A 25,041-nucleotide genomic window follows, 5' to 3' on the forward strand; every position below is an offset into this window, starting at 1 on the left:
GCGTGCTTTCAATTGCAATACACGCGCAAGCATCGAAATTGACTTCCCGATGCAGCCGCGCGATCCGCAAACGTTTTACCTTGATTTCGCGCAGAAACGAGTGCGAATTCCCTAAAGGATGTTGAGCCCGATGACGTAAACGAGTCACGGGGACGACTCGCGACACGCATGCTTTCGACGTGCGGCGCGCAGTCTGCAATATTCAGCGCAGCAGGGGAATCGACGTGAATCGTCAGCAATCGTGGACGCGTACAGCGGCGCCCGGAGAAATCATTTACTCGGAGGGCTTCGCGGGCGAGCCCGTGATCTTTCTGATCACCGACGGCAAGGTCGAGCTGTCCACGCGGTGCGACGACAAGCGCGTCATCGTCGCGACGCTCGGCCGCGGCGAGTTCTTCGGCGAATCGGCGCTGCTCGCCGCCGAGCCGCGTGCCCATACCGCGAAGGCGCTTTCATTCTGTCAGCTCACGGTCGTGCCGGCCGGCATGCTCGATGAAGAAATCGAGCGCGTGTCGGCGCTGCTGCGCCATATCGTGCGAACGATGATCCGGCGCGTGAAGCGCAAGGACGACCAGCTCGCGACCTACACGCACGCGGACTTCATGCCCGGCGTGCTGTCGTATGCGCATGTGCTGTCGCTGATGGCCGGCGCCGATGCGCGCGAATCCGGCGACGGGTGGGCGCGCCGGCCGATGCAGGCCCATGCGACCGAAACCTCGGTGCCGCTCGCCGAAGTGATCCGCAAATGCCGCGCGATTGCCGGCCATTCGCGGCCGCACGTGCTCGCGATGCTGCGGCGCATGGAGAAGCTCAATCTCGTCACGATCGAAGCCGCGCAGGCCGACCACGTCGGCGGTGCAGCCGACTATGCGGCTTCGTCGGATGCGCGCCAGGTCGTCACATTCGATGCCGCGCGCGTGATCGATCGCGCGCAGCAAGTTGCCGATCACGATCTCGACTTGTCGATCAACAGCGAACTCGAGCTCATCGAGCTGGCCGATCTCGAATCGCTGATCGGCGTCGAGAAGACGCTGTTGCTCAACAAGCTGTCGAACGGCGAGATTGCCGACGAGGTGTTCGCGTTCCGCAAATCGAAGGTGCTCAGTTACGTCGAGCAAAAGGGTGTCGCGTACTTTTCGCGGCGCAACGCGCGTCGCGGTGGCGACGTGCGCGCGCTGGAGGATCTCGTATGGGTCGACCAGCGCACGCTGTTCGACGTGATCAGCGCGTTCGATACGTACGATCTCGCGAAGCTGATCGCGAACCTCGACGATCGCGCGGTGGCCGACAAGCTGTTTTCCGTGATGACCGAGGCGCGGCGCAACGAGGTGTCGTGGGTGATGCGCCGCGAGCTCAAGCTCGATCCGATCGAGATCGAGGATATCGAACAGCGCGTGCTGGATGCCGTTCGAGCGGCCAAGGCGCCGGCGACGGGTGCGGCGTCCGTGGCGTCGGATGCGTGACACGGGGAGGCGTATGGATCTGTTGACCTTGGCCGGTGTGGTGCTGGGCGGCGCGGCGATCGTGTTCGGTTTCGCGCTGGAAGGCGGGCATTTCACGATGCTGTTCCAGTTCGAGGCGCTCGTCATCGTGCTCGGCGGCACGCTCGGCGCGGTGATGATCCAGAACACCTCGGCGCGGTTCTTCGACGCGGTAAGGCAGTTGCGGCTTGCGTTCGTGCGCGCGAGAGAGGTCGATCGCAAGCACCTGTTCGACCTGCTCGAATGGGGCGATCGCGCGAAGCTCGACGGGCTGCTCGCGTTCGAATCGATGGACGTGAGCGGCATCCATCCGTTCGCGCGCCGCGGGCTCGAACTGCTGGCGAACGGCGTGTCGACCGCCGTGCTCGAGGATGCACTGCAGCGCGAACTCGACGCATACGAGCGCAGCCGGCTGGCCGCCGTGCGCGTATGGCAGCAGGCCGGCGGTTATGCGCCGACGTTCGGCATTCTCGGATCGGTGCTCGGGCTCGTTCAGGTGACGAGTCATATCCTCGAACCCGCGCAGCTCGGGCCGGGCATCGCGGTTGCGTTCATCGCGACGCTGTACGGGCTGGCGTTTGCGAACCTCGTGTTTCTGCCGCTTTACGGCAAGCTGCGTGCGCAGATCGATAGCGAACTGCGGTTTCGCAAGCTGTATCTCGATGGATTGCTGGCGATCTCGCGCAAGGAGTCGCCGCATACGATCGAAACGCGGCTGACCGGCGATGTGCGTGGGCGTGCGGCCGAGTCGCTCGCGTGATGTGCTGCGTATGCGGTACGACAGACAGGGATCTTCGGTATGACAGCCCGAGCTGACGGTACGACCGCCGCCGATCGCGACCACGACGAACTCGAAGGCACGCAGTCCGGACGCTGGCTGATTTCGTACGCGGATCTCATCACGACGCTGATGGTGCTGTTTCTCGCGCTGTATGTGCTCCAGCTCGCGAAATACAACGCGCTCGACGCGCGATACCAGACGCTCGCGCGACACGCCGGTGGCGCTGCGAATACTGCCAATATCGTCACACCCGAACGCACGCCGGCCTGGCTCGCGTTGCTCGATTCGTTGAAGACGAACGGCCGGATCTCGCTGGTGAAGGCGCCGCACGGCGTCGAGATCGGCATCGACGCGAAGATCCTGTTCAATGTCGGCGATGCGCGCTTGCTGCCCGATTCGTCGCCCGTGCTGAACCAGATCGCGCAGGCACTGAGCGAGCACGCGACCGGCGACATTCTCGTCGAAGGGCATACGGACAACGTGCCGATCGCGAACGCGAAATACGAATCGAACTGGGAGCTTTCGTCGGCGCGCGCGGGAAGCGTCGTGCGCTACCTGACCGAACGCGGTGTGGCACCGCACCGCCTCGCGGCGATCGGGCGGGCCGATACGCAGCCGCTTGTGACGGGTGATGATGCCGCTGCGCGGGCGCGGAATCGGCGCGTGACGATCTTCGTTGCGTATTGATCGGATTACTCACGCTTACCCAAGATTTGAACCTGAGGGAATTTGTCGATGTCGACGGAGAATAATGTGGTGGCAGTTGTAAATCGCACTGGGAAGCGAAGTGTTCGGGCTTTTGCCCAACTGCTGATGCGCGCATTGACAGCCGATTTGTCGCCCAGATTCTTGATCATCCAGACGATTGCCACCACGTTGGTGATCACACTGGTGTGCCATTTCTGGCTGGATCCATGGATGGCAAGTCATGTTACGTACCCGTGGTTGAGCCAGTGGCGCTGGATACCGTTACCGTGGGCTATCGGTTATGTGGCGTTAATCGGAACCATGCGGCATCGATCGCTGATGGCGGTACATGCAAGATTTGGTGATCTGCCGAAGGACGCACCTGATGATCTGAAGCGCAGCCTCAAGAGCCAGGTTGAAAGAAAGCGCACTCTGTATAAGATGATTGGGGAGATATTCGCGGCGATGTCAGTATTTGGAGCCGCGTTTTCTCTGGTGACTTCCTACTATTCGTTCGATACGCGATTCCTGCGGCCGGCTGCCGCAGCGGTCGATGCGGATCTCGCGAGAATTCGGGAATTGACCGAGCAGACATGCCGTCTTGGTGTGACTACGGACGCGTGTACTTCCCGACCGTCGGTGAGCCAGATGGTCAAGATCATCGAGAAAGAAACCGACGTGATTCAGAGGCACGCTGCGGTGACAGCGATGCTGGACCGTTTGCGCCCGGTGCTGTTGACTATTCAGGGAAACGGCCGTGACGAACTGGCGCAACTGCTCGATGAAGTCGATGCCGCGTTCCCGAATGATGTGCTGTTTTCGTTGCTACAGATGACCGCAGCATCGTTTCTAGTTTTGACTGTTACAGTCGCAGTCGGCTTCAAACTTGCCGTCGCCGTGTACGAATACAGGATCACGCCTCAGTCGGCGGGAGACGGTGCCTCGCCTGCAGCTGCACACGACGCTCAACGGCGCGAGAGTGCACCGAATCCAATTGAGCAAAAACGTTAGCTCGAATATCTATCTGACGCCCGCCTGTCAACGACATAACCAATCCCGCATGATCGATATCTGAAATCTGCGATGCGCTTCTGTGCGTGCATGCCGATAACTCAAACTGGCTCAGACCGAGCGGTTACCGAGGGTTCCCATGCATTTCTGGCGCAAGCTTTCCATTCAGAACAAGCTGATTCTCAGCATGACGAGTTGCCTGCTCGTGTTCGTCGCGATTTCGAGCGGGCTGAGCGTCCGTCTGATCGGCAACGCGGTGCGCGATCGCGTCGTCCGCGAAGAGTTGCCGACCGCCGTGAACGGCATCCGCGCCGACGTGCAGCGTCAGATGGCCGGGCCGATCGCCGCGTCGCGCATTCTCGCGCGCGATGCGTTCCTGCTGCAATGGGAAGCCGATGGTGAGCCCGACGCCGGCACGCGCAACTGGATCCAACTCGCGAAGAACGTGAAGGACGAGCAGAAGGCGGCGTCCGTGCAGTGGGTGTCGGTGAAGAGCGGCAACTACTACAACGAAGCCGGCCTGCAGCGGAAGGTTACCGACAAGGATCAGTGGCTGACTAGTTTCCTGTCGTCCGGCAAGGCGTTCGACGTGAACATGGATCGCGAGGTGACCGTCGGCGGCTACATGATGTTCATCAACAGCCGCGTCGAACTCGATGGCATGCCGATCGGCGCGGCGAGCATGAGCCTGTCCGTCGACGCGCTCGCGAAGGGCATCTCGGCATACCGGATTGGCGAGACCGGGTTCGCGTATCTCGTGCGTCCGGACGGCGCGATCATGATGCATCGCGATACGTCGCTGATCGACGGCAAGCATTTCCTGAAGGATCAGCATGGCCTGCCTGACGATGCGTCTTCGACGCTGCTCGCCGGCAAGCCGTATGCGTACCTGAGCTACGACGGCGACGGCGGCGCGCGCTTCATCGCGACGTCGTTCGTTCCGGAGCTGAATGCGTATGTCGTCGTCGAGGTGCCGCAGGCGGAACTGCTCGGGCCGGTGACGCGCGCGATCCGCAGCGCGGCACTGGTCGCGGCCGTGGTGGGGCTGGGTGTCGCGCTGCTCGTGATCTGGCTGGTCGGGCGCGCGATTGCCGCGCCGATCCGGCGTGCGGCGACGTTGCTGTCGGAGATTGCGAGCGGCCAGGGCGATCTGACGCGCCGGATGACGGTCGAGAGCCAGGACGAGATCGGGCAGTTGTCGGATGCGTTCAACCGGTTCGTGTCGTCGCTGTCGACGCTGGTTCACCGGATTCGTGCGGCTTCCGCGTCGATTGCGACAGGGTCGGCGCAGATCGCTTCGGGGAACGCGGATCTGAGCGAACGCACCGAAGGGCAATCGAGCAACCTGGAGCGGACGGCTTCGTCGATGGAAGAGATCACGGCCGTGGTGCGGAACAATACCGAGACGGCGACGACGGCCGCGAAGATGATCAACGGCGCGTCGGATGCGGCGGCGCGCGGCGGGCAGGTGGTGGGTGAAGTTGTGAGCACGATGGAGCAGATCAGCGACGCGTCGCAGCGGATCTCCGAGATCATCGTGATGATCGATAGCATCTCGTTTCAGACGAATATTCTTGCGTTGAATGCCGCGGTTGAGGCGGCGCGGGCCGGGGAGCAGGGGCGTGGGTTTGCGGTAGTGGCTTCGGAGGTGCGGAATCTGGCGCAGCGCAGCGCGCAGGCGGCGAAGGAGATCAAGGCGCTGATCGAACATAGCGCGGGGACGGTGAATACCGGGTCGCGGTTGGTTAGCGAGGCGGGGAAGGTGATGAGGGATGTCGTCTCGCGGGTGCAGGGCGTCAGCGCGATGATGAGTGAGATTGCTGAGGCTAGCCTGGAGCAGAGTGCTGGGATCGACCAGATTGGGGACGCGGTGCAGTCGCTCGATCAGATGACGCAGCAGAATGCGGCTTTGGTCGAGGAAAGTGCGGCGGCCGCCGAGAGCTTGAAACAGCAGGCGGCGGAATTGACCAAACTGGTGTCGGCGTTCAAGGTGGATGAATAAAGTCTGCTTCGCGTTTTAGAATGAGGCGTTTCTGAGGGACGGCTGCCGTGGGTTCACGGCAGCCGTTTTGCATCCGGGCTTGGTTTCGGGACGTCATAGAAGAATGAAAAGCATTTCCAAACTGAAAGTCGGGGTGGGGGCGGTTGTGCTTCTGGCTCTGATCGCTGTTGTCGGGGCGAAGGTCATTACGTCGCCGACCGATTCTTATCTCGCGGATCGGAAGAAGGCTGCCGAGGCAGTTAATGCGGCTCGGATGGAAGATCGGGCGGATCTGGAAAGGAAATACACCGCCGAGTTGAATGCGAAGCTGGTAAAGCTTGTCGGGACGGTCAAGGCGAAAGGGTTTTCCGGGAAGGCCGGAAGTACCGTGCAAAGCGCCGTTCCTGACGACGGGATGACGCCGGGGCCGGACGGGCTGTCCTTCAAGTCGGATGACGGGAAGGTGAATCTTGTTGTTACGACGGTTCCACTTTTGAAGGCTTGGGCGAAGTCGGCGGATGCGGGGCTCAAGGCAACGGATGATGTTGCCGTTATCTTCGATAACGAGACGTTTTATACCGACGTGTTCAGTGATGATGCTGCGGCATTTCGATTTGCCGAGTTGCCGGTGAAGCGGAAGCCGGCTGATGCGGTGGTGAAGGCGTTGCTGCTGGGGGGAAGCCAGGACGGAGTGCCGGAGGGGCCGAATACGCTGGCGGTGGCGGTCAGGCAGGGGGAGCGGGTTTATATCGTCTGGAGGGAGGTAACGATGCCGGCGATTGCTGCTTGTGGTGCGGGGCGGGTGGCGGAGGAGCAGCGGCAGGAATGTTTCGCGAAGCATTTGCCGGTGCAGAAGAGCTATTCGAGGCTTGGGTCAGAGGTGCAGGCGGTAGTGGATAGAGTCGTTCAATAGCTCACAATCGTTTCGACGTCGTTCAGCCGGTTGAGGAATCTACTAGATGCGATTATCGACATCTTTTGATTTGCGGCTCTTTGCATCATGCGAAGGTGATGTCTCGGTGCGTTTCATGACCGGATTCGGTCACAAACGAACGATGAAATTCCTCCTGCGTTGACGCTACAATGTCGCTTTCGCCAAAGAACCGGTCATTTATGACACGGAAAGTTAAATCGTAAGTTTTTGGGGCGGCTTATGCTAATCGCATATTCCGACAGTATTCCATCCGAGCGCCAATGGCGTCCGGTGGAGTTCTGCTATTACGTACGTCACGCTTCGCGGAGGAACAGTGATATCTAATCCGCGTATGGGGCGTATAACGCAAGGGACCGTCTTCTGTGGGGCATATGCAGAAGAGTATCCGGAACGTCCGGTTTGGGGAATTGTGATTACGGCTCGATGCGATACCACACATGAGAAAACTCCAATCGTTAATTACCTCCCCGTCGTTACCGTGGAGGATTGGTTGCAAGCGCATGGTGGGTTGCTGAGCATCGACCGCGAATACGCAGAAACGAGGAATCGATACAAAAATCTCTTGGCGAAGAAGCAGTTGAGCGATAGCCTGTTGGATGTTCACTCGCCGTCACAAGTCGCAGAACTCAACTTTCCTTTCCCAGAAGAGTCGACGGGCCAAAAAGCAGTGAAGGAACGAAAGGACGCTGAAGATGCCCGAGCTATCGCGTCTCGCTTGACTGAGTTTGACGACTGTCTTACGAGCCCGCTCCCAAATCGTAGGGCAATCGGTCCCCTTTTGCCCTCATGTCTCAGGGCGGTTGAAGCCGTGGTCAAAGACCTAGTCAGCCACAAACTTGCGGGATACTACTTTCTTCCAACTCTAGGTGAACTCACCGAGCAGGCGTCGGAAAAAGGATACGTCGTTCTACTTCGAGAAGTTCACCACATTCCTAGGGAAACGGTACGACGTTTGATGTCAGGTGTGACGCAAGATGTATTCGATCCCGCTGTTCAGTCACTGCGCTTCGACTGTTTCGATTTTGCGTACCCGGTCGCAGAACTTCAATCGCCTTGGACTGAGCACTTGATGCAGGTGTTTTGCAACCTTTTCGGTCGAATTGGCGTCGCCGACGCAGACAAGGGCCTTGTTGCTCAAATCGTCACAAACTTGGTATTTACAGATTAGAGGGCAATATGCGTCGCTTTATTTTGGTTGATGGTGCTGCCGCAGACGATCTCGTGTCGACTCGTACATTACAATCAGATGACTTCGAGCATGGAAAAATCCTCGGAGAGGTTCTAAAAGGGAATTCTGCCATCAAGCAATTAACTACCCGAGCTTACTTGGTGGAGGACGAACACGGCTTGTATTTTCTTCATGACGCGCCCAAGGATGAGAATATCCTCGTCATTGATCTAGATGCTGCTCCGGTATTCATCGACGGTTCGACGCGCGACGCGATCATCAGGTTTCAGAAGTTGTTGCGATTCGCAAGGCGTCGGTGGGCCAAAGTTGGTCCGGCTCAGAACGAAAAATTATTCAATGGCAGCTCAAAAGCTGTAGTGTTCCCATATCCGATTACTACCCAGTCGTCGATTCGAATGTCGGTTGAGATGGCTCCGGACCGCCACCGACGCGAAAAACGAGCCAAAGGTATCGAACTGCTGGTGTATCGTATCGGTACTAATGAAGGCGGAGGTCTGCAAGAAGAGGCGCCTGTAACAAACTTCAGGAAGGCAATTGAAGGTCTCGCCGCGGCGAGGACGGCGCTGTATGAGCGTATTCGAACGGAGAATCGAGTCCCATCCGCATCTTCGGTCGATAGTCTCAGTGTGACAAAGTTGACCGAAGGCACAGTCCGCGGTGCAATCGCTGGATGCGATTTTGACCAGTGGGAAGACTACCTGACGGATGCACAGAAGGCGTTCATTCATCAAGAACTCAAGGCGCCCCACCGAATTGAAGGCCCTGCAGGCACGGGTAAGACGCTTAGTCTAGTGCTGAAATGTATTTTCCAGATGCGCGCGGCGAAAAAGCGGGGCGAGGCACACTCTGCGCTGTTCGTCGCACATAGTGAGGCAACCCGCCGAACGATCGAGTCCATGTTTGATCCGGAAACGGAAAAGGAGAGAATGGGGCCGACCGATTTTTCCCTTCAATCGGTCAAGATCACGACGCTGCATGAACTGTGTGGGGAATTGCTCAGATACGAAATTTCGGATACGGAACTTCTCGACCGAGATGCATTTGAATCGAAACAATCTCAACTGCTTTACGCGGTAGAGGCGCTTCAGGAGGTGATGAAGTCCGATTTGCCCAGTCATCGTTCTCACATGAGCACCGCATTCTGCGAGTACCTCGCGTCAAATGACGAATGGGTTGTGGCAGAAATGCTTCAGCACGAAATCAGTGTAATGATTAAAGGTAGAGCAGACGAGGACCTGGAGAAGTATAAGAGGCTTGCGAGGCTGCGATATGGTTTGCCGGTTGAAAACGAAGGCGATAAGGCGTTCACATACTTACTGTTTTCTGCGTACCAGCGTAGACTGCGCGCCAGTGGACAATTCGATACTGACGATGTGGTGCTAAGCGCACTGCAGCAATTGGATACTCCTATTTGGAGAAGGCGTCGAGAAAAGGAGGGTTATGATAGTATTTTTGTCGATGAAACCCATCTTTTTAACATCAATGAGCTATCGATCTTCCATCGGCTGACACGGTCGGCGAATCATTTTCCAATTGCGTATTCAGCCGATATATCTCAATCGTTGGCCGATAAAGGCTGGGCGGACAACCAATTGAGCGATGCGCTACTGGGCCCCACGACACGTGATGAGAACGAGAAAGAGACCACTTTTAGCTCCATCTTCCGATGCTCGCCTGAAATCGTGAATCTCGCCTTCAGTGTTACGTCGTCGGGAGCCACGTTATTTACAAATTTTCATGACCCACTGCGAGCAGCATCGTCAGCTTTCACCGAAACTGAGGAGCGAAAGTGCCAGCCGCCCCGTTATATTTTGTATCCAACGGACGAGGCCATGATTTCGGGGGCGTTCGATCTCGCTGACGCACTTGCGAGTGAGATGCAAAGCACTCGAGGAGATATCGCTCTAATTGTGTTTGGCAGCGTACTTTTTTCGGAGATTGAGCGCCACGTGAGATCCGCGAACAAGCCGGCCGAAATGTTGAAGCATCGTGGGGATATGGCAGTGGTCCGTCAGGCCCGTTCCTCGGGGAGATTCGTTGTCTCCACACCGGATTATGTGGGCGGCTTGGAGTTTGACGCCGTCATCCTCATTGGTGTGGATAAGGGTCGTGTGCCGCCTAAGGTGTCGGCTGATTCTGCCGATAGCGAAAATTTTGTGAGCTATGCAACGCACCAGCGGCTGTATGTTGCCATAACCAGAGCCCGATATCGGATCGCCTTGCTTGGTGTCAAAGCACGCGGAATATCCGAAGTCTTGGGAAGTGCAGTGACTCACGGGCTAGTTCAACAGGAACAGTGACGCACCGAGCTTGGATTTCGGACCAACTTCAATCAAGGGCATCGCGATCTGCGTCTACCTGATACTGGTCGTTGTTCATTTCTATTAGTGGTGGGGATCAATCGATCCGGAGCAGCAGCCGCTAATCTGCCCGGACAGGTTCCCCCGGCTTGATCAAAGGAGCGGCTACCAATGATCAGAAGCACGGTGGTAACCCCAGCGCCACTTACAGGTGTAAATGGTCCCCCTAGCGTTGGGTGCCTCGGTTATTTGCGATCAGCGATTGATTGAGGTCTGCGTCGGACCATCTACGGCCATTGGATTGATGAAAGTTGTGGTCGTTCGAATGGCTTCTTCGCTTCGGCACCGGCCTGTCTATCATCAGCCTAAAGCACTGCTCGGTAGAAAGGGACGTCGATTGCGTCGCTACCTGTGGCGGTCGCATGAGTAAACGCGGATCTGGCATGGAGAATAGGTACAAGTAAATCCCCGTCAAGCTATTACACGGGGATTTTTATTTAATTATGTATGCGTTGAGAGATTCATCATTAAATTTCAGCGCCAGTGCGCTTTCACAACGAGGCGCCATTGAATTGGGCCTTGGCCATATTGATGTTGATGATGGTTCTGGGGAGGGAGTGCATTCCCGAGTGTCGATACTGCGCTTCCCCCGCAGCCCTCACATCGATAAATGCCAGAGTGCGGTGTCAGCCCGCCGGGAGCGTGCAAAGCATCGAATTCGGCTCCCTGTTGTTGCACGAGATAATTTCCGTTTTTGTAATATGCCATTCCAAGTCTCCTTTGTTTAGTCTGGCTAAATTGGGCGCAGTGATATTTTCAGGTGCGGCTGGATTGTCGCCGACGTGGCGATTTTTTATCATAGTAGATGGAAGTTGTGGTTTCAATCACGACGCTCACGGAGATGAGTCGCCATTGATGTGCGCCGCCTGAACAATCGGAAATGGTCTGGCGAGCTGGAATAACTCCAGCAAACAGTGTCTCTTTCAATGTCGACTACCGATATTGGTACTTGACGCAGTCGCACGCGACCGGTATTCCTGTGCCGTACTTCTGGGTTCAACCGCTAGCGGTCGCGTGCCGCAGAGCTTAAAAAGGGCAGTGGTCTAGGTCATTTCCCACGATTGAAATGGCTCTGAACCGGCCAGCCTTAGCGATTCGACAGGTACAAAAGATCGCCAAACGACCGACCGGCAATATCGGTCCCGCCTCCTGCCCATTCCTATACCTAACGGCCAATCCCCCCAACTCCCCATTTCTGAGATGCCAGCGCGACTACACTGGTCATGAAGCCTTGCTTCTCGTCCATCGGAGTTGGTCGCAGCACCCTTCGCACCGATGGTCGAAAAAAATCCGTCTTGCCCAACAAGACGCAGCGAAGGGGGAGAGAGAAGGGAAATCCACGGCAACAAAAAAGCGCGGGCCGCATGGGCGGCAACCCATACGACCCGCTGACCACCACCAACTCGAACCAGGAGTCGGAAATGGCTAACGCCTATAGTAAGTCACGTCCCAAGAAGCGCAAACTGTACCCCGAGGTTGAGCTGACGCTCGACAACAAGCCTGACCTTCCGCAGGATGGCCAGCCGTACATGCGATGGATGCGCGCCATCGACGCGCATTTCGAGATGTTCGGATTCAAACCGGGCGATCGCGTCTATCTCGAGTTCAATTTCGATCTCCGAAAGGTCACGATCACGCCGGACCACAGCGCGCTGAACTGGCGAGAGCAGCCTTACGGTGCGGCTGCCCAGGAAGACGAGGCGAAATAAACAGCAAGGGCCGCTTTGCGCGGCCCTTGCGGGTGCATCGAAAGCTTTGCACGAACGCGACTGACTGCCGGGGCGCAACTGCCCCGGCCATGGTCTCGAATAGTGCGATTCGCGCTCACATCCACCGTCAACAACTGTCACGGCCGCATGGCACGTGAGGCCGCGCCGTGGGTGTCGAAACAATCGGGTGGCGTGCGTGAACAAACAACGCGTCAACGCTCACCATCCCGCGCCTTCACGATCCGTCCGCGCTGCATCACATAGGCGACGTGCTCGCCTTCACCGGCCACGACGCCGATATCGTCGAGCGGGTTTCCGTCGAGCACGACCATGTCGGCGATCGCACCGGCGGCCACGACGCCCAGTTGCCCCGTCATGTTCACGATCTCCGCCGCCACCGTCGTCGCCGACCTGAGCGCTTCCAGATTCCCCAGCACCTCAGCCCGAATCCGAAACTCACCGGATTGAAACGCGTGCATCTCGCCAAGCAGATCCGACCCGAACCCCATCTTCACGCCGGCCTTCGCATAGATCTCCAGCGACTCGCGTCCTTTCTGCTGCACGGAAGCGACCTTTGCCACGGAGTCCGCCGGCATCCCGAACTCCGCTCCATGTTTGGCAAGCGCGTCATAGGTAACCAGCGTAGGCACCACAAACGCCCCATGCTCATGCATGACCTTCGCGGCCGCTTCATCCACGAGGTTCCCGTGCTCGATCGTCCTCACGCCACATCGCACAGCCCGCGCAATCGCCCGCCCGGTATACGCATGCGCCATCACATAAGTATTCGCGGCCTCGGCTTCATCGACGATCGCCCGAATCTCGTCCTCCGAATATTGCGTGTTGGCAATCGGATCAGTCGGCGACGCAACCCCACCGGAAGCCATGATCTTGATCTGCGTCGCGCCTTTCTGAATCTCTTCGCGCACGGCGAGCCGCACACCTTCAACGCCATCCACGACCCGCGCAATCGCCCCCGTCCGAAAACAGCACGAACAGGGCTCCAGCAAATCCCCCCGAGGCCGAAAATCCCCATGCCCGCCGGTCTGCGACAACGCCTTCCCCGACGGAAAAATCCTCGGCCCTGAAACCAGCCCTGTCTCGACCGCTTGCATCAACCCCCAATCCGCCCCCCCGGCATCCCGCACACTGGTAAACCCACGCGACAACATCGCATCGAGAATCGGCAACGATCGAATCGCCGCGAGAATATTCGGCTGCACCGCATTGGCACCAAGATTCGCATTCGAAGCCAGCACATGCACGTGGCAATCGATGAATCCCGGCATCACGGTTTTACCGCGCACATCGACCACCTGCGCATTCGGCAAATCCACCGGCCGATCGGTGACTTCGACAATCCGCTCGCCGTCGATCACGACATGATGATGTTCGAGCAACACGCCTCGTTCGAGGTCCAGAACGTTGCCGCCTTGAAGCACGGTAATGGTCATGAGGCAATATCCTTATCGAGTCATGGAGGCAGCCCGCTTCGCATCCTTCACGAAGCGCGTTCCGACGAAACTGACTGCCGCCGCGAGGATCACGTAGCAGGCGGGCGCCATATTGCTGCCCGTGCGGGCGATGAGCCACGTGATCAGGAACGGCGCGAACCCGCCGAAGATCGTCACCGCGAAGTTGTACGCAACGGAAAGCCCCGTCGACAGCACCTTGGTCGGAAACAGCTCCGCAAACGCCGCGAGGATCGGCCCGGTATAAGTCGCGATCAGCACGCCGAACACGGCCTGGAACACGATCAGCGACGTGAACCCGGGCGCGTGGTTGATCCACGCGAACATCGGCCACGCAAGCACGAGGATCGCGAGCGCCGAGCCGGACAGGAACACGCGTCGCCCCCACACGTCGGCGAGCCTGCCGACGATCGGCGAGCAGCACATGATCATCAGCCCGCCGACCATGCCGGCCGCGAAGCCGGTCGACTGCGGCAGATGCAGCGTGCGCACGGAATACGTCGGCATGTAGAAGAGCAGTACGTAGGTGCAGACGGTCCACAGGATGACCATCGAAAAGCTCGCGAACGTCTCGCGCGGGTAGGTGGACAGCACTTCCTTCAGCGGCGAGCTTTCCTTCGCCTGCGCTTCGACGGCACTGAACGCGGGCGTCTCGTCGATATGGCTGCGGATGAAGTAACCGACCGGCCCGACGATGATCCCGAGCAGGAACGGCAGCCGCCAGCCCCAGCTATGCAGCGCCTGCGCGTCGAGCGACGTCGTGACGAACGTGCCGGTCGCCGCGCCGAGCAGCACCGCGAAGCCGATGCTCGACTGGATCCAGCTCGAGTAATACGCGCGTTTCTCCGGCGGCGCGTATTCGGTGAGGAACGCGGTGGCGCCGCCCATCTCGCCGCCGGCCGAGAAGCCTTGCAGCAGCCGCGCGACGACGATCAACAGCGGCGCGGCGATGCCGGCCTGTTCGTAGGTTGGCGCGATCCCGATGAGCGCGGTGCCGGCTGCCATCAGCAGGATGGTGAGCGACAGCGCTGCCTTGCGTCCGACCTTGTCCGCATAGACGCCGAGCACGATGCCGCCCACCGGCCGCATGAAGAAGCCGACGCCGAACGTCGCGACGGTCAGCAGCACGGACGTCAGTTCGTTGCCGGTCGGGAAGAACAGCTTCGCGATGATTACCGCGAAGAAGCTGTAGACGGTGAAGTCGAACCATTCGAGGCCGTTGCCGATCACGGTCGCGACGATGGCGCGGCGGCGCTGCTGCACTGCCACATCGATGGAAGGCGCGGCGCGCGGGGAAAGCGTTCCTTGCATGGTCTCTTCCTTTGTCAGAAGACGGGACGGCTGCCCCGCGTGAATCCCATGCTAAGGACAGCCGGATTTTTTTCTGAAACGAAAGATTCGCATGCACGCATGCGCTGCACGCATGCATCGCGCTCAGGGCACGGTTTGCTTCTCGGCCTGTTCGAACAGCCAGCGCGTGAACAGGCGGGCGGCCTGGTTCTGTGCGCGGTCGTTGGGCGAGATCACGTAATAACCGCCGCCGTGGCTCGCGGACGCGTCCGTCACACGCACGAGCAGGCCGGCCTCGATGCATGCGTCGATCATGTAGCGCCAGCCGAGCGACACGCCCTGGCCGAGAATGGTCATCTGCACGATCTGCGGATAGGAGTTGATCATGATGTCCTGCGGCTGCGCCTTCTGCCGGTCGACGTCGTTCATGTCGAACCATTCGGACCAGGACATCCATTGGCGTTGCCCGTCCTCGAGGCGCAACAGCGTCTCGTTCGCGAGATCGGCCGCGTCGAGCGTGCGGCCGGCCAGATAGCCGGGCGAACAGACGGGGAACACTTCCTCGTCGAACAGCCGGCGCGCGGTGTATTCGGCCGGCGCTTGCTGGCGCACGTAGTAGACGCCGACGTCGAATTCCGCGGGCGACATCGACGCAAGGCCGTCGCGCACGATCAGACGCAGCTTGATGTTCGGATACGCGGCGCGAAAGTCCGGCAGCCGGGGCGTGAGCCACAGGAGGGCGACGCCGGACGAGCACGCGATCGTCAGTTCGAGGTCGCCGTACGGCTTCATCACGTCTTGCGTGGCTTCCGCGCATTGGGTGAGCAGGTGGTGGACCTGCGTCGCATATTGCTCGCCGGCGATCGTCAGCCGCAACGAACGATGTTCGCGGACGAATAGCGAGCGGCCGAGGAATTCCTCGAGCTGCTGGATCTGGCGGCTGATCGCGCTTTGGGTCAGGTGCAGTTCGGCGGCGGCTTTCGTGAAGCTCGCGTGCCGCACGGCGGCTTCGAACGCGACGAGGCACTGAAGGGGCGGCAGGGGCGTGATGCGCATGGCGGGCAGGGGAGTCGATGGCGCTGCCGACATGATACGGGGGGATCGAAAGGAAATCACAAGGCGGGAAGGGGGCTGAGGCCAGCGGACAGACGCAGTGTGGGTGAGCGGGGCGCATCGAAAAATACCGGTTCAGTCAGTCCATTTCACATCGGGAGTGGGAAGCGTTTGGGGGGGATCGTCCATCCGGCGCCGCTTTGCGAGCGACGCTCGTCGCTACGCGGTCAGTCGCAGCGGTATCTCGTCAGTTGCCCGGTGCTTTAACCACTGACGACTACGCACGTACTCGTGACTCCGGCCGTGTTTTCTGTCCCTAACATGCGAGAGCATCTCTTACGTTTTAACGTTTCGTGACACGGAAACGGTCCTAGAAGCTGGCGGCATGCGATCGATAAGGTGAGTCACAGTATTGAACGCGCTGCACACTCTGCGTGTTGGTACTGGAGAAAGGGAAGCAATTGAGGGGATATAAACCCAAAGGCGGATAAGAATGATTTCTACGCAATTACAGTGGCAGTTAACGGTGGTTTCAATCACGTGGATGATCGATTTGTTGCCTTGAATAAGCTGGTAAAATTGTTGGGAGCAGAACAGTGTGCGACGAATCCAGGGCTGACGTTCAAGGATTACGATATGGAAAAGAGCTCGATCTGCGGTTCTAAATTTTACAAAGCTCATTCGGATGGTGTAAAAAAAGCTGTGGAGGATGTTAATGCAAAGAAATCGCAAGTTTGATTTCGCAATAAAAAACCTGTTCTTGCTTGCGTTCTGGTTGATTTTTTTGCCAGATGTTGCGAGGGCGGAATCGGTGCATGGGAAGTTTTTTAATGGGCAGGCATATAGTGGTGAGTATTTGGTTGCAGAGGCCACTAATTCTGACGGGATGCGTGTTCATCCCGTGACGGTAAGGCTGAAGGTCGATGGAGAAAAATTTCCGTTACCGTACTCATACATTGCAGATGATATTCCGTCTGTAAAATCAAATGATGCGGGTTTCTTGTTAATCGTTGTGAGTTCGGGTGGAATGGAGGGGAGTGTTACGTACAATTACGTGGTCCCTATTCGCGGGAAATTGGCATCAATTGGTACCGTTCAAACAACGCTCCATCTCGGAAAAATTGAAAGTATCGATGTGCAGTCAAACAAAGGGTTGGAGAAAAAAGAAATCAATGAGCTTGTAGAGGGGATTGTGAGGTACAATCCATCGGCATTGACCGACCCCCTAAACGCATATCCTACTGCGATCCTGTTGCTTCTTGGTCAAGGTAAATTTTTGACGCCTGATGATGATTCTAGGTTGTCGAAGCTTTATGTGAATAAAGAAATATCCGATGATCCAGTTTTGCTGAAGGCGATCAAGACGGTGATCGGCAAAGATGTGAAAGAGAACGGAGAGGCTCAAGCGTCGAACGGGAAAGTTGTTGTTAGCAATAGAGCATATTTCTATAACTATCCGGAATCATCGAATATTGGGAAATCCTACTTGATTAAAGGGGGTGTTGTGAATTTGGTTAAAAAATCGGATGATGGTCAGTACTGGCTCGTTGATTATGTTTCATCGCATGGCCGGAGGGCGGAAAAGTGGCTCCGCTGCGAAGACATAGGCTACTGCCGCTGATGCGTATTAAATACTTAACATATGCTTTTGTGAATCGGTGGAATTGCGCGAAACGCCTTCTGGCTGCAGTAGTGGCGGCGGCTGATAAGGTGTGGCTGTGAGGTGGAAATTTTGATTAATTTGCAAAGATATACTCCGTAAAATTTTGGATAATTGAATTGATTTATATTGGTGATTTTTGATATTTTGTGAGATATCGTATGAAATGGGTGTGCTGGTATCCTGAGGTGGGTTGGGGGTGGTGTCTTTTTTGAAATTAAATTATTTGCTTTTTGGATGGGGTGGGTTTGTATAATTAAAAGTGGTGAATATTTCTAAATTTAAATGATCAATCTAATTAGGGTTGGAGATGACACCGACCACGGTGGCAAGGTTGAAGCCGGGTCAACGACTATGCGTTTCGACGGTCGCTTTGTTGCGCGCAAAGGCGATCTTGTTTCATGCCCTCAGCACCCCGGCGTCTCGCCGAATGTCATTGAGGAGGGGGATCCGTCTATGACGGATGACGGTATTCCGATTGCGCGTCACGGGCATCGTGCGACATGCGGTTGTCACCTGATTTCCAGTCTCTTGTAGCGTATGGCACGCGTGGCATTCTGCGCCGCTTTACCGGCGACCGCTCGTCGCTACGCGGCATTCATGCGAAGATTGACCGCAAATTACACTCGCTCGAGACTGACGTGACCCGATCGACCCCCGAGGGCAATCGAGAATCGACCGCCCACCCACCCTGGATGCCCGTCGCCCTGGCCGAACTCGGCATCCGCCGCCACCCGCCCGGCAGCATCAACCCGCGCATCGTCGAGTACAACAACCACACGAACCTGGTCGGCTACGACGACAAGATTTCCTGGTGCTCGTCGTTCGTCAACTGGTGCATGGCACACGCCGGACTCCGCGGCACGGGCTCCGCGCTCGCGCGCTCGTGGCTCGAATGGGGCCGCCCGCTGGAGCGTCCGGTCTACGGTTGCATCGCGATCCTGACGCGCGACGACCCGGCAAGCTGGAAAGGGCACGTCGGTTTCTACCTGCGTCACGACGACGAATACGTGCATCTGTTCGGCGGCAACCAACTGGAAGAAGTGCGCGAACTCGCGTACCCGTTGAACGAAGTGATCGGATACCGCTGGCCCGACGCCGGGTGACCGCATCGCCGCGCTTGCGTAAAAGTGCAGGCCGTCGACGCGGCCTGCATTCGTATCGGGCCCCGGCCTCAATTCCTCGCCACAGCCTCTGTCTCCACCTCCGGCCCACCCGCCGCCTCATTCCTGCTCCACCCACCCCCAAGCGACCGATAAAGCGCGACCGCCGCCAGCGCATGCTCGCGCTTGACCTGATTGAGCGAATCCGAGTCCCTTAGATAAACCTCCTGCGCCGACAGCACATCCAGAAAATCCGTCGCGCCCCCCTTATAGAGCTGATTCGCCAGCCCAAGCGCCTTGTCCGACGCGGAAAGCGCGCTATCGAGCCGCCGTGTCGCCTCATCGGAACTGACGAGATTCGCGCGCGCATCCTCGACTTCCCTCAACGCCTGCAGCATCGTCTGCCTTAACCCGAGTTCGGACTCGCGCATCCGGCTTTCGCTCTGCGTGATATCGGCGGTAATACGCCCCGCATTGAAGATCGGGCTTGTCGCGCTCAACGCCGCGCTGAACAGGTTGTCGGTCAACGTAGGCAACCCGAGATACGACGCCGCCAGAATCCCGTCCGTCAAATTCAGCGAAAACTTCGGATACCGCTCGGCCTTCGCAACCCCCACTTGCGCCGCTCTCCGCTCGACCTGCGCATAAGCAGTCAGCACATCGGGTCGCCGCAACAAAGCCTGCGAAGGCAATGTCCCCGGCGCACCAGCCGGCGGCGCGGGAATCTCCCCCGCCTGCGCCAACACGAGCCGATCAACCGATTCCGGCGTCCGCCCCGAATACACGGCAATCAGATTGAGTTGATGCGAAATCTGCGCCTGCGTCGGCGGAATCCGCGCTTCGAGCGCATCGAGCTGGTTCTGCGCGCGCGTGACATCGAGTTCCGTCGACAGCCCGAACGCCTGCCGCTTGCGCGTGAGTTCGAGCGCGTGCTGCCGGATCTTCGCGTTGTCCTGCAGGATCTTCATTTCCTGCTGCGCCCAGCGCAGGTCGACATACGCGGATGCCGCATCGGCCGCGAGCGCGAGCCGCATCGCATCTTCCGCGTGCTTCTGCCCGACCAGTTCGGCCTGCGCGGCGAGCAGATCGAGCCGTTCGCCGCCGAATACATCGGGCGACCAGCTCAGCGCGAGCCCCACGCCGGCCTGCCGCACATAGCCGAGCGGCGGCGGCGTGTTCTGGCGCGCGTCGGCCGCGTGCGCGGTCGCGTCGAGTTCGGGCAGCAGCACCGCGCGCTTCTGCACGGTCAGCGCCTGCGCCTGCTTCACGCGTTCGGCGGCGGCCTGCAGATCGAGGTTGCCGTCGAGCACGGTCGCGATCAGCCGGTCGAGCACGGGATCGTGGAATTGCGCCCACCATGCGGCGGCGTCGATGTCCGCGCGCGGCACGTCGGTATCCCATGCGGTGGGCGCGAGCGTCTGAACGGATTCGTTAAGCGCCGGATGCTGCGCGGGCTGCACCGCACACCCTGCGGCGAATGCGCTGACAGCCAGCGCGACGAGTAGCTTTTTCATGATGATGACCTCAACCTCAGTGCGCGTCCGGCGGCGGCGCGTTCAACGTAATGGGTTTGGAAAACGCGACGGCAAGCAGCGCGACGACGAAGCACAGCGACAGCGCGTAGTACGCATCCGCATAGGTGAGCGTCAGCGCTTCGCGATAAATCAGCCGATGCAGGTTCGCGAGCCCCGCCTGCGCCGTATTCAGCGTGTTGCCCGCAACAGCCGTCCAGTACGCGGCCTGATGATCGAGCAGCGACGCGATCTGCGGCTCGCCCGCGCTCACGTGCTCGTTCAGGCGCAGGTAGTGAAAGTTCAGACGGTCGTTGAGCATCGTCGCGCTCACCGCGATGCCGATCGCACCGCCGAGATTGCGCATCAGGTTGAACAGCCCGCTCGCCGATTTCAGCCGCGACTGCGGCAGCGAACCGAGCGCCATCGTCACGATCGGCGGCACGCTGAACTGCTGACCAATCCCGCGCAGCGCCTGCGGCAGCAGCAGTTCCCGCCAGCCCCAGTCGTGCGTGATCGGCGTGTACAGGTAGCAGCCGAGGCCGAAGCAGATCAGCCCGAACACGAGCAGCGCGCGCATGCTGAAGTAGCGCGCCGCGAATGCATACACGCAAAGCGCGACCAACTGGAACGCGCCGACCGACAGCAGCGCCAGGCCGATCTGCAGCGAACTGAACGCGCGTACCTGTGCAAGGAACAATGGCGTCAGGAACACGGTCACGAAGATCCCGATGCCGGTCACGAAAGACAGCAGGCTGCCGATCCCGAAGTTGCGCACGGCGAGCGCGCGCAGGTCGACGATCGGATCTTCCGCGGTCAGCGCATGCACGATGAACAGGAAGCCGCAGATGCCGGAGATCCATGCGCAGATGACGATCGCATCGTCGCCGAACCAGTTCTTGCGGGGGCCTTCTTCCAGCACGTATTCGAGGCAGCCGAGGAAGCCGGACATCAGCGCGATGCCGAGATAGTCGCCGCGCTTGACGAGGCTGAAGTCGGGTTCGTCGATATGCACGTAGCGCGGCACGAGTGCGGCCACGGCGATACCCGGCACGAGGTTCAGGTAGAACAGCCAGTGCCACGACCATTGGTCGGTGATCCAGCCGCCGATCACGGGGCCGATCGCCGGCGCGAGCGACGCGAGCGCGCCGATGGTCGTCGACGCGATCAGCCGCTGCTTGCCGGGGAACAGCACGAACGCGGTGGTGAACACGGTCGGGATCATCGCGGCGCCGAGCGCACCCTGCAGCCCGCGAAACAGGATCATCGAGTTGATGTCCCACGCGAGCCCGCACAGCATGCTGGTAATCGTGAAGCCGACGGCCGACGCGACGAACAGCCAGCGCGTCGACATCACCTTCGACAGCCAGCCCGACATCGGGATCACGATGATCTCGGCGATCAGGTAGGCCGTTTGCACCCACGACAATTCGTCCTGGCTCGCGGACAAGCCGCCGCCGATGTCGCGCAGCGACGACGCGACGATCTGGATGTCGAGCGTCGCCATGAAGAAGCCGACGCACATCAGCGCGAACGCGAATACGCGCTGCCTGGTCGGTTGCGATGCGGGGTCGCCGGAAAACGTGGTGGTCATGGTCGGCTCCCGCTCAGTTCGCGTGGTCGGTATGCACGGTCACGACCGCGGACAGGCCGGGGCGCAGCACGTGCTCGAGGCCCGGCTGCGGATCGAGATGCACGCGCACGGGCACGCGCTGGACGATCTTCGTGAAGTTGCCGGTGGCGTTCTCGGGCGGCAGCACGCTGAAGGTCGCGCCGGTCGCGGGCGCGACGCTGTCGACGCGGCCGTGCAGGCGCGTGCTCGACGCATCGAGCGACACATCGACGCGATCGCCCGCGCGCATCTTGCGAAGCTGGTCTTCCTTGAAGTTCGCGTCGATCCACAGCCCGGAAGCCGGCACGACCGTCAGCAGCGGCACGCCGACGTTCGCGAGCATGCCGACGCGGCCCGTGCGGTTGCCGACGTAACCGTCGACCGGCGAGCGGATCGTCGTGTATTCGACGTTGAGCGCCGCGACGCGTTGCGCGGCGAGCGCGGTGTTCACGCGGGCCCGCGCATCGGCGAGCTGCGCGCCGAGCACGTCGAGCTGCCGCTTCGAAGCGAGCAGCGCGGCGTCGCTGCGGTCGACGGCCGCGCCTGCCTTCGAATAGTCGGCGTCCGCGCGCTCGACGATCTGGTTCGACACGGCGTCGGATTTCACGAGCTCGCGATAGCGCACGCGGTCCGATGCGGTGCGCGTCAATTCGGCCGACGATGCGTTCTTGTCGGCCGCGTGCTGGCCGATCACCGCGAATTGCAGTTGCTGCTTCGCTTCGAGTTCGGTCACGGCGGAGCGCGCGCTGTCGACTTCGGCGCTGGCCTGCGCGAGCTTTGCGTCGTAGTCGCGCGCATCGAGCTGCACGAGCACGTCGCCGGTCTTCACGCGCTGGTTGTCGGTCACGAGAATCCGGTCGACGAAGCCGTTGACCTTCGGCGCGAGCACCGTTACGTCGCCGCCGACATACGCATCGTCGGTGCTTTCCTGGAAGCGCAGCACGAACGTCCAGTCGAGCGCGGCCGCCGCAACCGCGACGACGACGGCGCCTACCGCGATGCGCATCCACGGCACGCGGCGTCGCTGCTTCGCGGGCGGGTCGATTGTGGCTGCCTCGCGGGAAGCAGCGGCTTCTTGGGTCGTTTCCATCGATTCACCTATGTATATGCACTTATTAAAACGACCGACGACAACGCGTCGATCGGGGAAGGGGTTAGCGCTCCGGCAGGTTGTGCGTGATCCGGAACAATTCGTCTCTCAGCCGGGCTGCCTGCGCCGGCCCGAATCGCCGTTCGAACGCTTCCTGTGCGGCGAGCCAGTGCACGTGTGCGTCGGCGATCTTCGTTTCGCCGTGCGCGGTCAGCGCGAATGTCTGGCGGCGGTGCGGCGTCTCGATCCGGCCCGTCACCAGCGCCGCGCCGACGAGTGGCTTGAGTGCGCGCAGCAGCGCGGTGCGCTCGATCACCAATACGGACGACAGCGCCGCCATCGTCTGATGCGGCCGGTCGCGCAGCAACGCGAGAATGCTGTACTGCGACGGCGTGACGCCCGCCCGCGACAGGTAACGCTCGTAGAACTGCGAGATCCGGCGGGCGGCTTGCCGGACCGCGAAGCAATCGTCATCGGTAAGCGTGATCTTGTGCATGTGCACATGTTAGGGCGCGGGGCGCCGCGAAGCGAGGGGCGGAGCGGGATCAGATTGGTGTCGTGGCGGTACCAATCGGCGTCGCGCGGGCGCGTTCGCGCGCCGGATCAGGCCGCCGCCGGAGCGATCCGGCCGACGCGGTCGCAATAGGCTGCCGTGTAGTCGATGAACGCTTTCACCTTCGCGGGCAGCAGCGCGCGGTTCGCGTACGCGAGCTTGATCTCGACGAACGCGTCGACGAGATCGGCGTCCTCCAGCAACTGCACGAGCGCACCCGACGCGAGTTCGGCTTCGACGAGCGTTTTCGGGACGACGCCGATGCCGAAGTCGTGCATCACCATTTCGCGGTTGAAGACGGGGCTGTTCGACGAGATGTCGAAGCGGTACGGCACGGTCAGCGTGTCGCCGTCGACGCGGAACGACAGCGCGGGCCGGCGCAGAGACGGCGACAGCGGCACGAACGGATGATCGGCCAGGTCGGCCGGCGTTTCGGGGCGCGAATGCGCGCCCAGATACGCGGGCGTCGCGACGATCACGACCGGAATGCGCTCGACCAGCCGCACGACGGTCGTCTCGCTCGTCAGCATGTACGGCACGACGATGCCGATGTCGTAGCCTTCGCCGACGAGGTCGACCGGGCGCTCGGTCAGCGTGACATCGAGGCGCACCTTCGGATGCGCGCGCTTGAAGCCGGCGATCAGCGGCACGAGCCGGTTCAGCGCGGCCGTCGTGTGCGCGACGAGACGCAGCAGGCCCTCGGGCTCGCGCGTCTGCGTCTGCGCTTCAACTTCCAGCGCGTCGAGTTCGTCGAGCACGGCCGCGCAGCGCTCGTAGATGCGCTCGGCGGTTTCGGTCAGCGACACCTGGCGCGTGGTCCGGTGCAACAGCCGGCTGCCGAAGCGCGCCTCCAGATCCGCGACCGCACGCGATACGACAGGTCGCGCGAGGCCGTGCATGTCGGCGGCGCGCGTGAAACTGCGCATCTCGACCACCGACCGGAAGATCCGCAGCTTGTCGATGTAGTCCATGTCCGTCTCCTTGACGCGATGGCGGGGCGCCGTACGCGCCCGGCCGGCCTCGTTACGGCGGAGTGTACATTGACTTTATGCATATGCACATATAAATTGCCGAGCATGAACGACATCCCGATTGCCCTTGCGTGCAACTGCCTCGCGCTGCGTCAGGCGGCGCGCTTCGTCACGCAACTGTACGAACGCCATCTGGCCCCGGTCGGCGTTACGCCCGCACAGTTCTCGATCATGGCGAATTTGACGCGTCGACCCGGCCTGCTGATGAGCGAACTGGCCGACGCGCTCGTAATGGATCGCACGACGCTGCTGCGCGCGCTGAAACCGTTGCAGCGCGACGGTTTGGTCGCGACGGCCGCGTCCGAGCACGATGTGCGTGCGCATGTGCTGAGCCTCACGAAGCTCGGCGAGCGCACGTTCGCGCAGGCGTTGGTCGCATGGCAGGCCGCGCAGGACGAATTCGAGACGCAGTTCGGCCAGGGGCGCGCGAAGGCGCTGCGCGATGAGCTGTTCAGCCTTACCGCGGAACGCTAGGCTGACAGCAGGTGGCTCGCGCGTTGCGACGAACTGGAGCGGAGTTCGAGCCATCGGCC

At 60.0% G+C, this 25,041-nt stretch carries 22 protein-coding genes; 14 read left to right on the forward strand and 8 right to left on the reverse strand.

What is annotated here, in order from left to right; all coding sequences use genetic code 11:
- Window positions 1-224 precede the first annotated feature (224 nt).
- From OEJ37_RS21550 to OEJ37_RS21590, 9 genes are all read left to right on the forward strand, one after another.
- Window positions 225-1,463, forward strand: a complete 1,239-nt coding sequence (locus OEJ37_RS21550) for a cyclic nucleotide-binding domain-containing protein (protein ID WP_263345466.1) — start codon at window positions 225-227, stop codon at window positions 1,461-1,463.
- Window positions 1,464-1,476: 13 nt separating this feature from the next.
- The gene (locus OEJ37_RS21555) at window positions 1,477-2,241 is read left to right on the forward strand and encodes a flagellar motor protein (RefSeq protein WP_263345468.1); all 765 of its coding nucleotides are present in this window, start codon (window positions 1,477-1,479) and stop codon (window positions 2,239-2,241) included.
- Window positions 2,242-2,280: 39 nt separating this feature from the next.
- Window positions 2,281-2,949: a flagellar motor protein MotB gene (locus OEJ37_RS21560; RefSeq protein WP_263345470.1), complete on the forward strand. Its 669-nt coding sequence runs from the start codon at window positions 2,281-2,283 to the stop codon at window positions 2,947-2,949.
- Between the two features lie 48 nt (window positions 2,950-2,997).
- Window positions 2,998-3,960, forward strand: coding sequence for a hypothetical protein (locus OEJ37_RS21565; protein WP_263345471.1), 963 nt, complete (start codon window positions 2,998-3,000; stop codon window positions 3,958-3,960).
- Between the two features lie 139 nt (window positions 3,961-4,099).
- Entirely contained in the window at window positions 4,100-5,962 is a 1,863-nt protein-coding gene (locus tag OEJ37_RS21570; protein ID WP_263345472.1) for a methyl-accepting chemotaxis protein, read from the forward strand.
- Between the two features lie 103 nt (window positions 5,963-6,065).
- Entirely contained in the window at window positions 6,066-6,854 is a 789-nt protein-coding gene (locus OEJ37_RS21575) for a hypothetical protein (protein WP_263345473.1), read from the forward strand.
- A 529-nt stretch (window positions 6,855-7,383) separates the two neighbouring features.
- Window positions 7,384-8,043, forward strand: coding sequence for a hypothetical protein (locus OEJ37_RS21580; protein WP_263345474.1), 660 nt, complete (start codon window positions 7,384-7,386; stop codon window positions 8,041-8,043).
- An 8-nt stretch (window positions 8,044-8,051) separates the two neighbouring features.
- A complete protein-coding gene (locus OEJ37_RS21585; RefSeq protein WP_263345476.1) occupies window positions 8,052-10,364 on the forward strand; it encodes a UvrD-helicase domain-containing protein in 2,313 nt (770 codons plus the stop codon).
- Between the two features lie 1,355 nt (window positions 10,365-11,719).
- Window positions 11,720-12,133 (forward strand): hypothetical protein, encoded by a 414-nt coding sequence (locus tag OEJ37_RS21590; RefSeq protein WP_263345477.1) that lies wholly within the window; start codon window positions 11,720-11,722, stop codon window positions 12,131-12,133.
- 212 nt (window positions 12,134-12,345) lie between these two features.
- Here the strand turns inward: OEJ37_RS21590 and OEJ37_RS21595 are convergent, their stop codons facing one another.
- The 3 genes from OEJ37_RS21595 to OEJ37_RS21605 all read right to left on the reverse strand — a co-directional run bounded on the left by OEJ37_RS21595 (window position 12,346) and on the right by OEJ37_RS21605 (window position 15,951).
- Entirely contained in the window at window positions 12,346-13,587 is a 1,242-nt protein-coding gene (locus tag OEJ37_RS21595) for a metal-dependent hydrolase family protein (RefSeq protein WP_263345478.1), read from the reverse strand.
- Window positions 13,588-13,599: 12 nt separating this feature from the next.
- Entirely contained in the window at window positions 13,600-14,916 is a 1,317-nt protein-coding gene (locus OEJ37_RS21600) for an MFS transporter (protein WP_072439189.1), read from the reverse strand.
- Window positions 14,917-15,039: 123 nt separating this feature from the next.
- Window positions 15,040-15,951, reverse strand: coding sequence for a LysR substrate-binding domain-containing protein (locus OEJ37_RS21605; protein WP_263345482.1), 912 nt, complete (start codon window positions 15,949-15,951; stop codon window positions 15,040-15,042).
- Between the two features lie 558 nt (window positions 15,952-16,509).
- Here OEJ37_RS21605 and OEJ37_RS21610 point away from each other — a divergent pair.
- The 4 genes from OEJ37_RS21610 to OEJ37_RS21625 all read left to right on the forward strand — a co-directional run bounded on the left by OEJ37_RS21610 (window position 16,510) and on the right by OEJ37_RS21625 (window position 18,714).
- Entirely contained in the window at window positions 16,510-16,686 is a 177-nt protein-coding gene (locus tag OEJ37_RS21610; protein WP_263345484.1) for a hypothetical protein, read from the forward strand.
- The gene (locus OEJ37_RS21615; RefSeq protein ID WP_263345485.1) at window positions 16,664-17,569 is read left to right on the forward strand and encodes a hypothetical protein; all 906 of its coding nucleotides are present in this window, start codon (window positions 16,664-16,666) and stop codon (window positions 17,567-17,569) included. Before OEJ37_RS21610 ends, OEJ37_RS21615 begins: the two co-directional genes overlap by 23 nt.
- Before the next feature lie 324 nt (window positions 17,570-17,893).
- Window positions 17,894-18,145 carry a PAAR domain-containing protein gene (locus OEJ37_RS21620; protein WP_263345487.1) on the forward strand — a complete coding sequence of 84 codons (252 nt, stop codon included), beginning with the start codon at window positions 17,894-17,896 and terminating at the stop codon, window positions 18,143-18,145.
- 158 nt (window positions 18,146-18,303) lie between these two features.
- Complete coding sequence (locus OEJ37_RS21625) at window positions 18,304-18,714, forward strand: TIGR02594 family protein (RefSeq protein WP_263345592.1); 411 nt, start codon at window positions 18,304-18,306, stop codon at window positions 18,712-18,714.
- Window positions 18,715-18,782: 68 nt separating this feature from the next.
- Here the strand turns inward: OEJ37_RS21625 and OEJ37_RS21630 are convergent, their stop codons facing one another.
- From OEJ37_RS21630 to OEJ37_RS21650, 5 genes are all read right to left on the reverse strand, one after another.
- Window positions 18,783-20,225: an efflux transporter outer membrane subunit gene (locus OEJ37_RS21630; protein WP_263345489.1), complete on the reverse strand. Its 1,443-nt coding sequence runs from the start codon at window positions 20,223-20,225 to the stop codon at window positions 18,783-18,785.
- Window positions 20,226-20,241: 16 nt separating this feature from the next.
- Window positions 20,242-21,816, reverse strand: a complete 1,575-nt coding sequence (locus OEJ37_RS21635; protein ID WP_175917591.1) for a DHA2 family efflux MFS transporter permease subunit — start codon at window positions 21,814-21,816, stop codon at window positions 20,242-20,244.
- Between the two features lie 13 nt (window positions 21,817-21,829).
- Complete coding sequence (locus tag OEJ37_RS21640) at window positions 21,830-22,924, reverse strand: HlyD family secretion protein (protein WP_263345491.1); 1,095 nt, start codon at window positions 22,922-22,924, stop codon at window positions 21,830-21,832.
- A gap of 64 nt (window positions 22,925-22,988) precedes the next feature.
- A complete protein-coding gene (locus OEJ37_RS21645; protein WP_175917593.1) occupies window positions 22,989-23,420 on the reverse strand; it encodes a MarR family winged helix-turn-helix transcriptional regulator in 432 nt (143 codons plus the stop codon).
- 107 nt (window positions 23,421-23,527) lie between these two features.
- Window positions 23,528-24,448 carry a LysR family transcriptional regulator gene (locus OEJ37_RS21650; protein ID WP_263345494.1) on the reverse strand — a complete coding sequence of 307 codons (921 nt, stop codon included), beginning with the start codon at window positions 24,446-24,448 and terminating at the stop codon, window positions 23,528-23,530.
- A gap of 105 nt (window positions 24,449-24,553) precedes the next feature.
- Between OEJ37_RS21650 and OEJ37_RS21655 the strand changes: the two genes are divergently transcribed.
- On the forward strand, window positions 24,554-24,982 hold the full coding sequence (locus OEJ37_RS21655) for a MarR family winged helix-turn-helix transcriptional regulator (RefSeq protein WP_263345495.1): 429 nt from the start codon (window positions 24,554-24,556) through the stop codon (window positions 24,980-24,982).
- Window positions 24,983-25,041 lie beyond the last annotated feature (59 nt).

Origin of the sequence: Burkholderia sp. BKH01 (genome assembly GCF_025685725.1) — a bacterium.
Taxonomy (GTDB): Bacteria; Pseudomonadota; Gammaproteobacteria; order Burkholderiales; family Burkholderiaceae; genus Burkholderia; species Burkholderia pyrrocinia_C.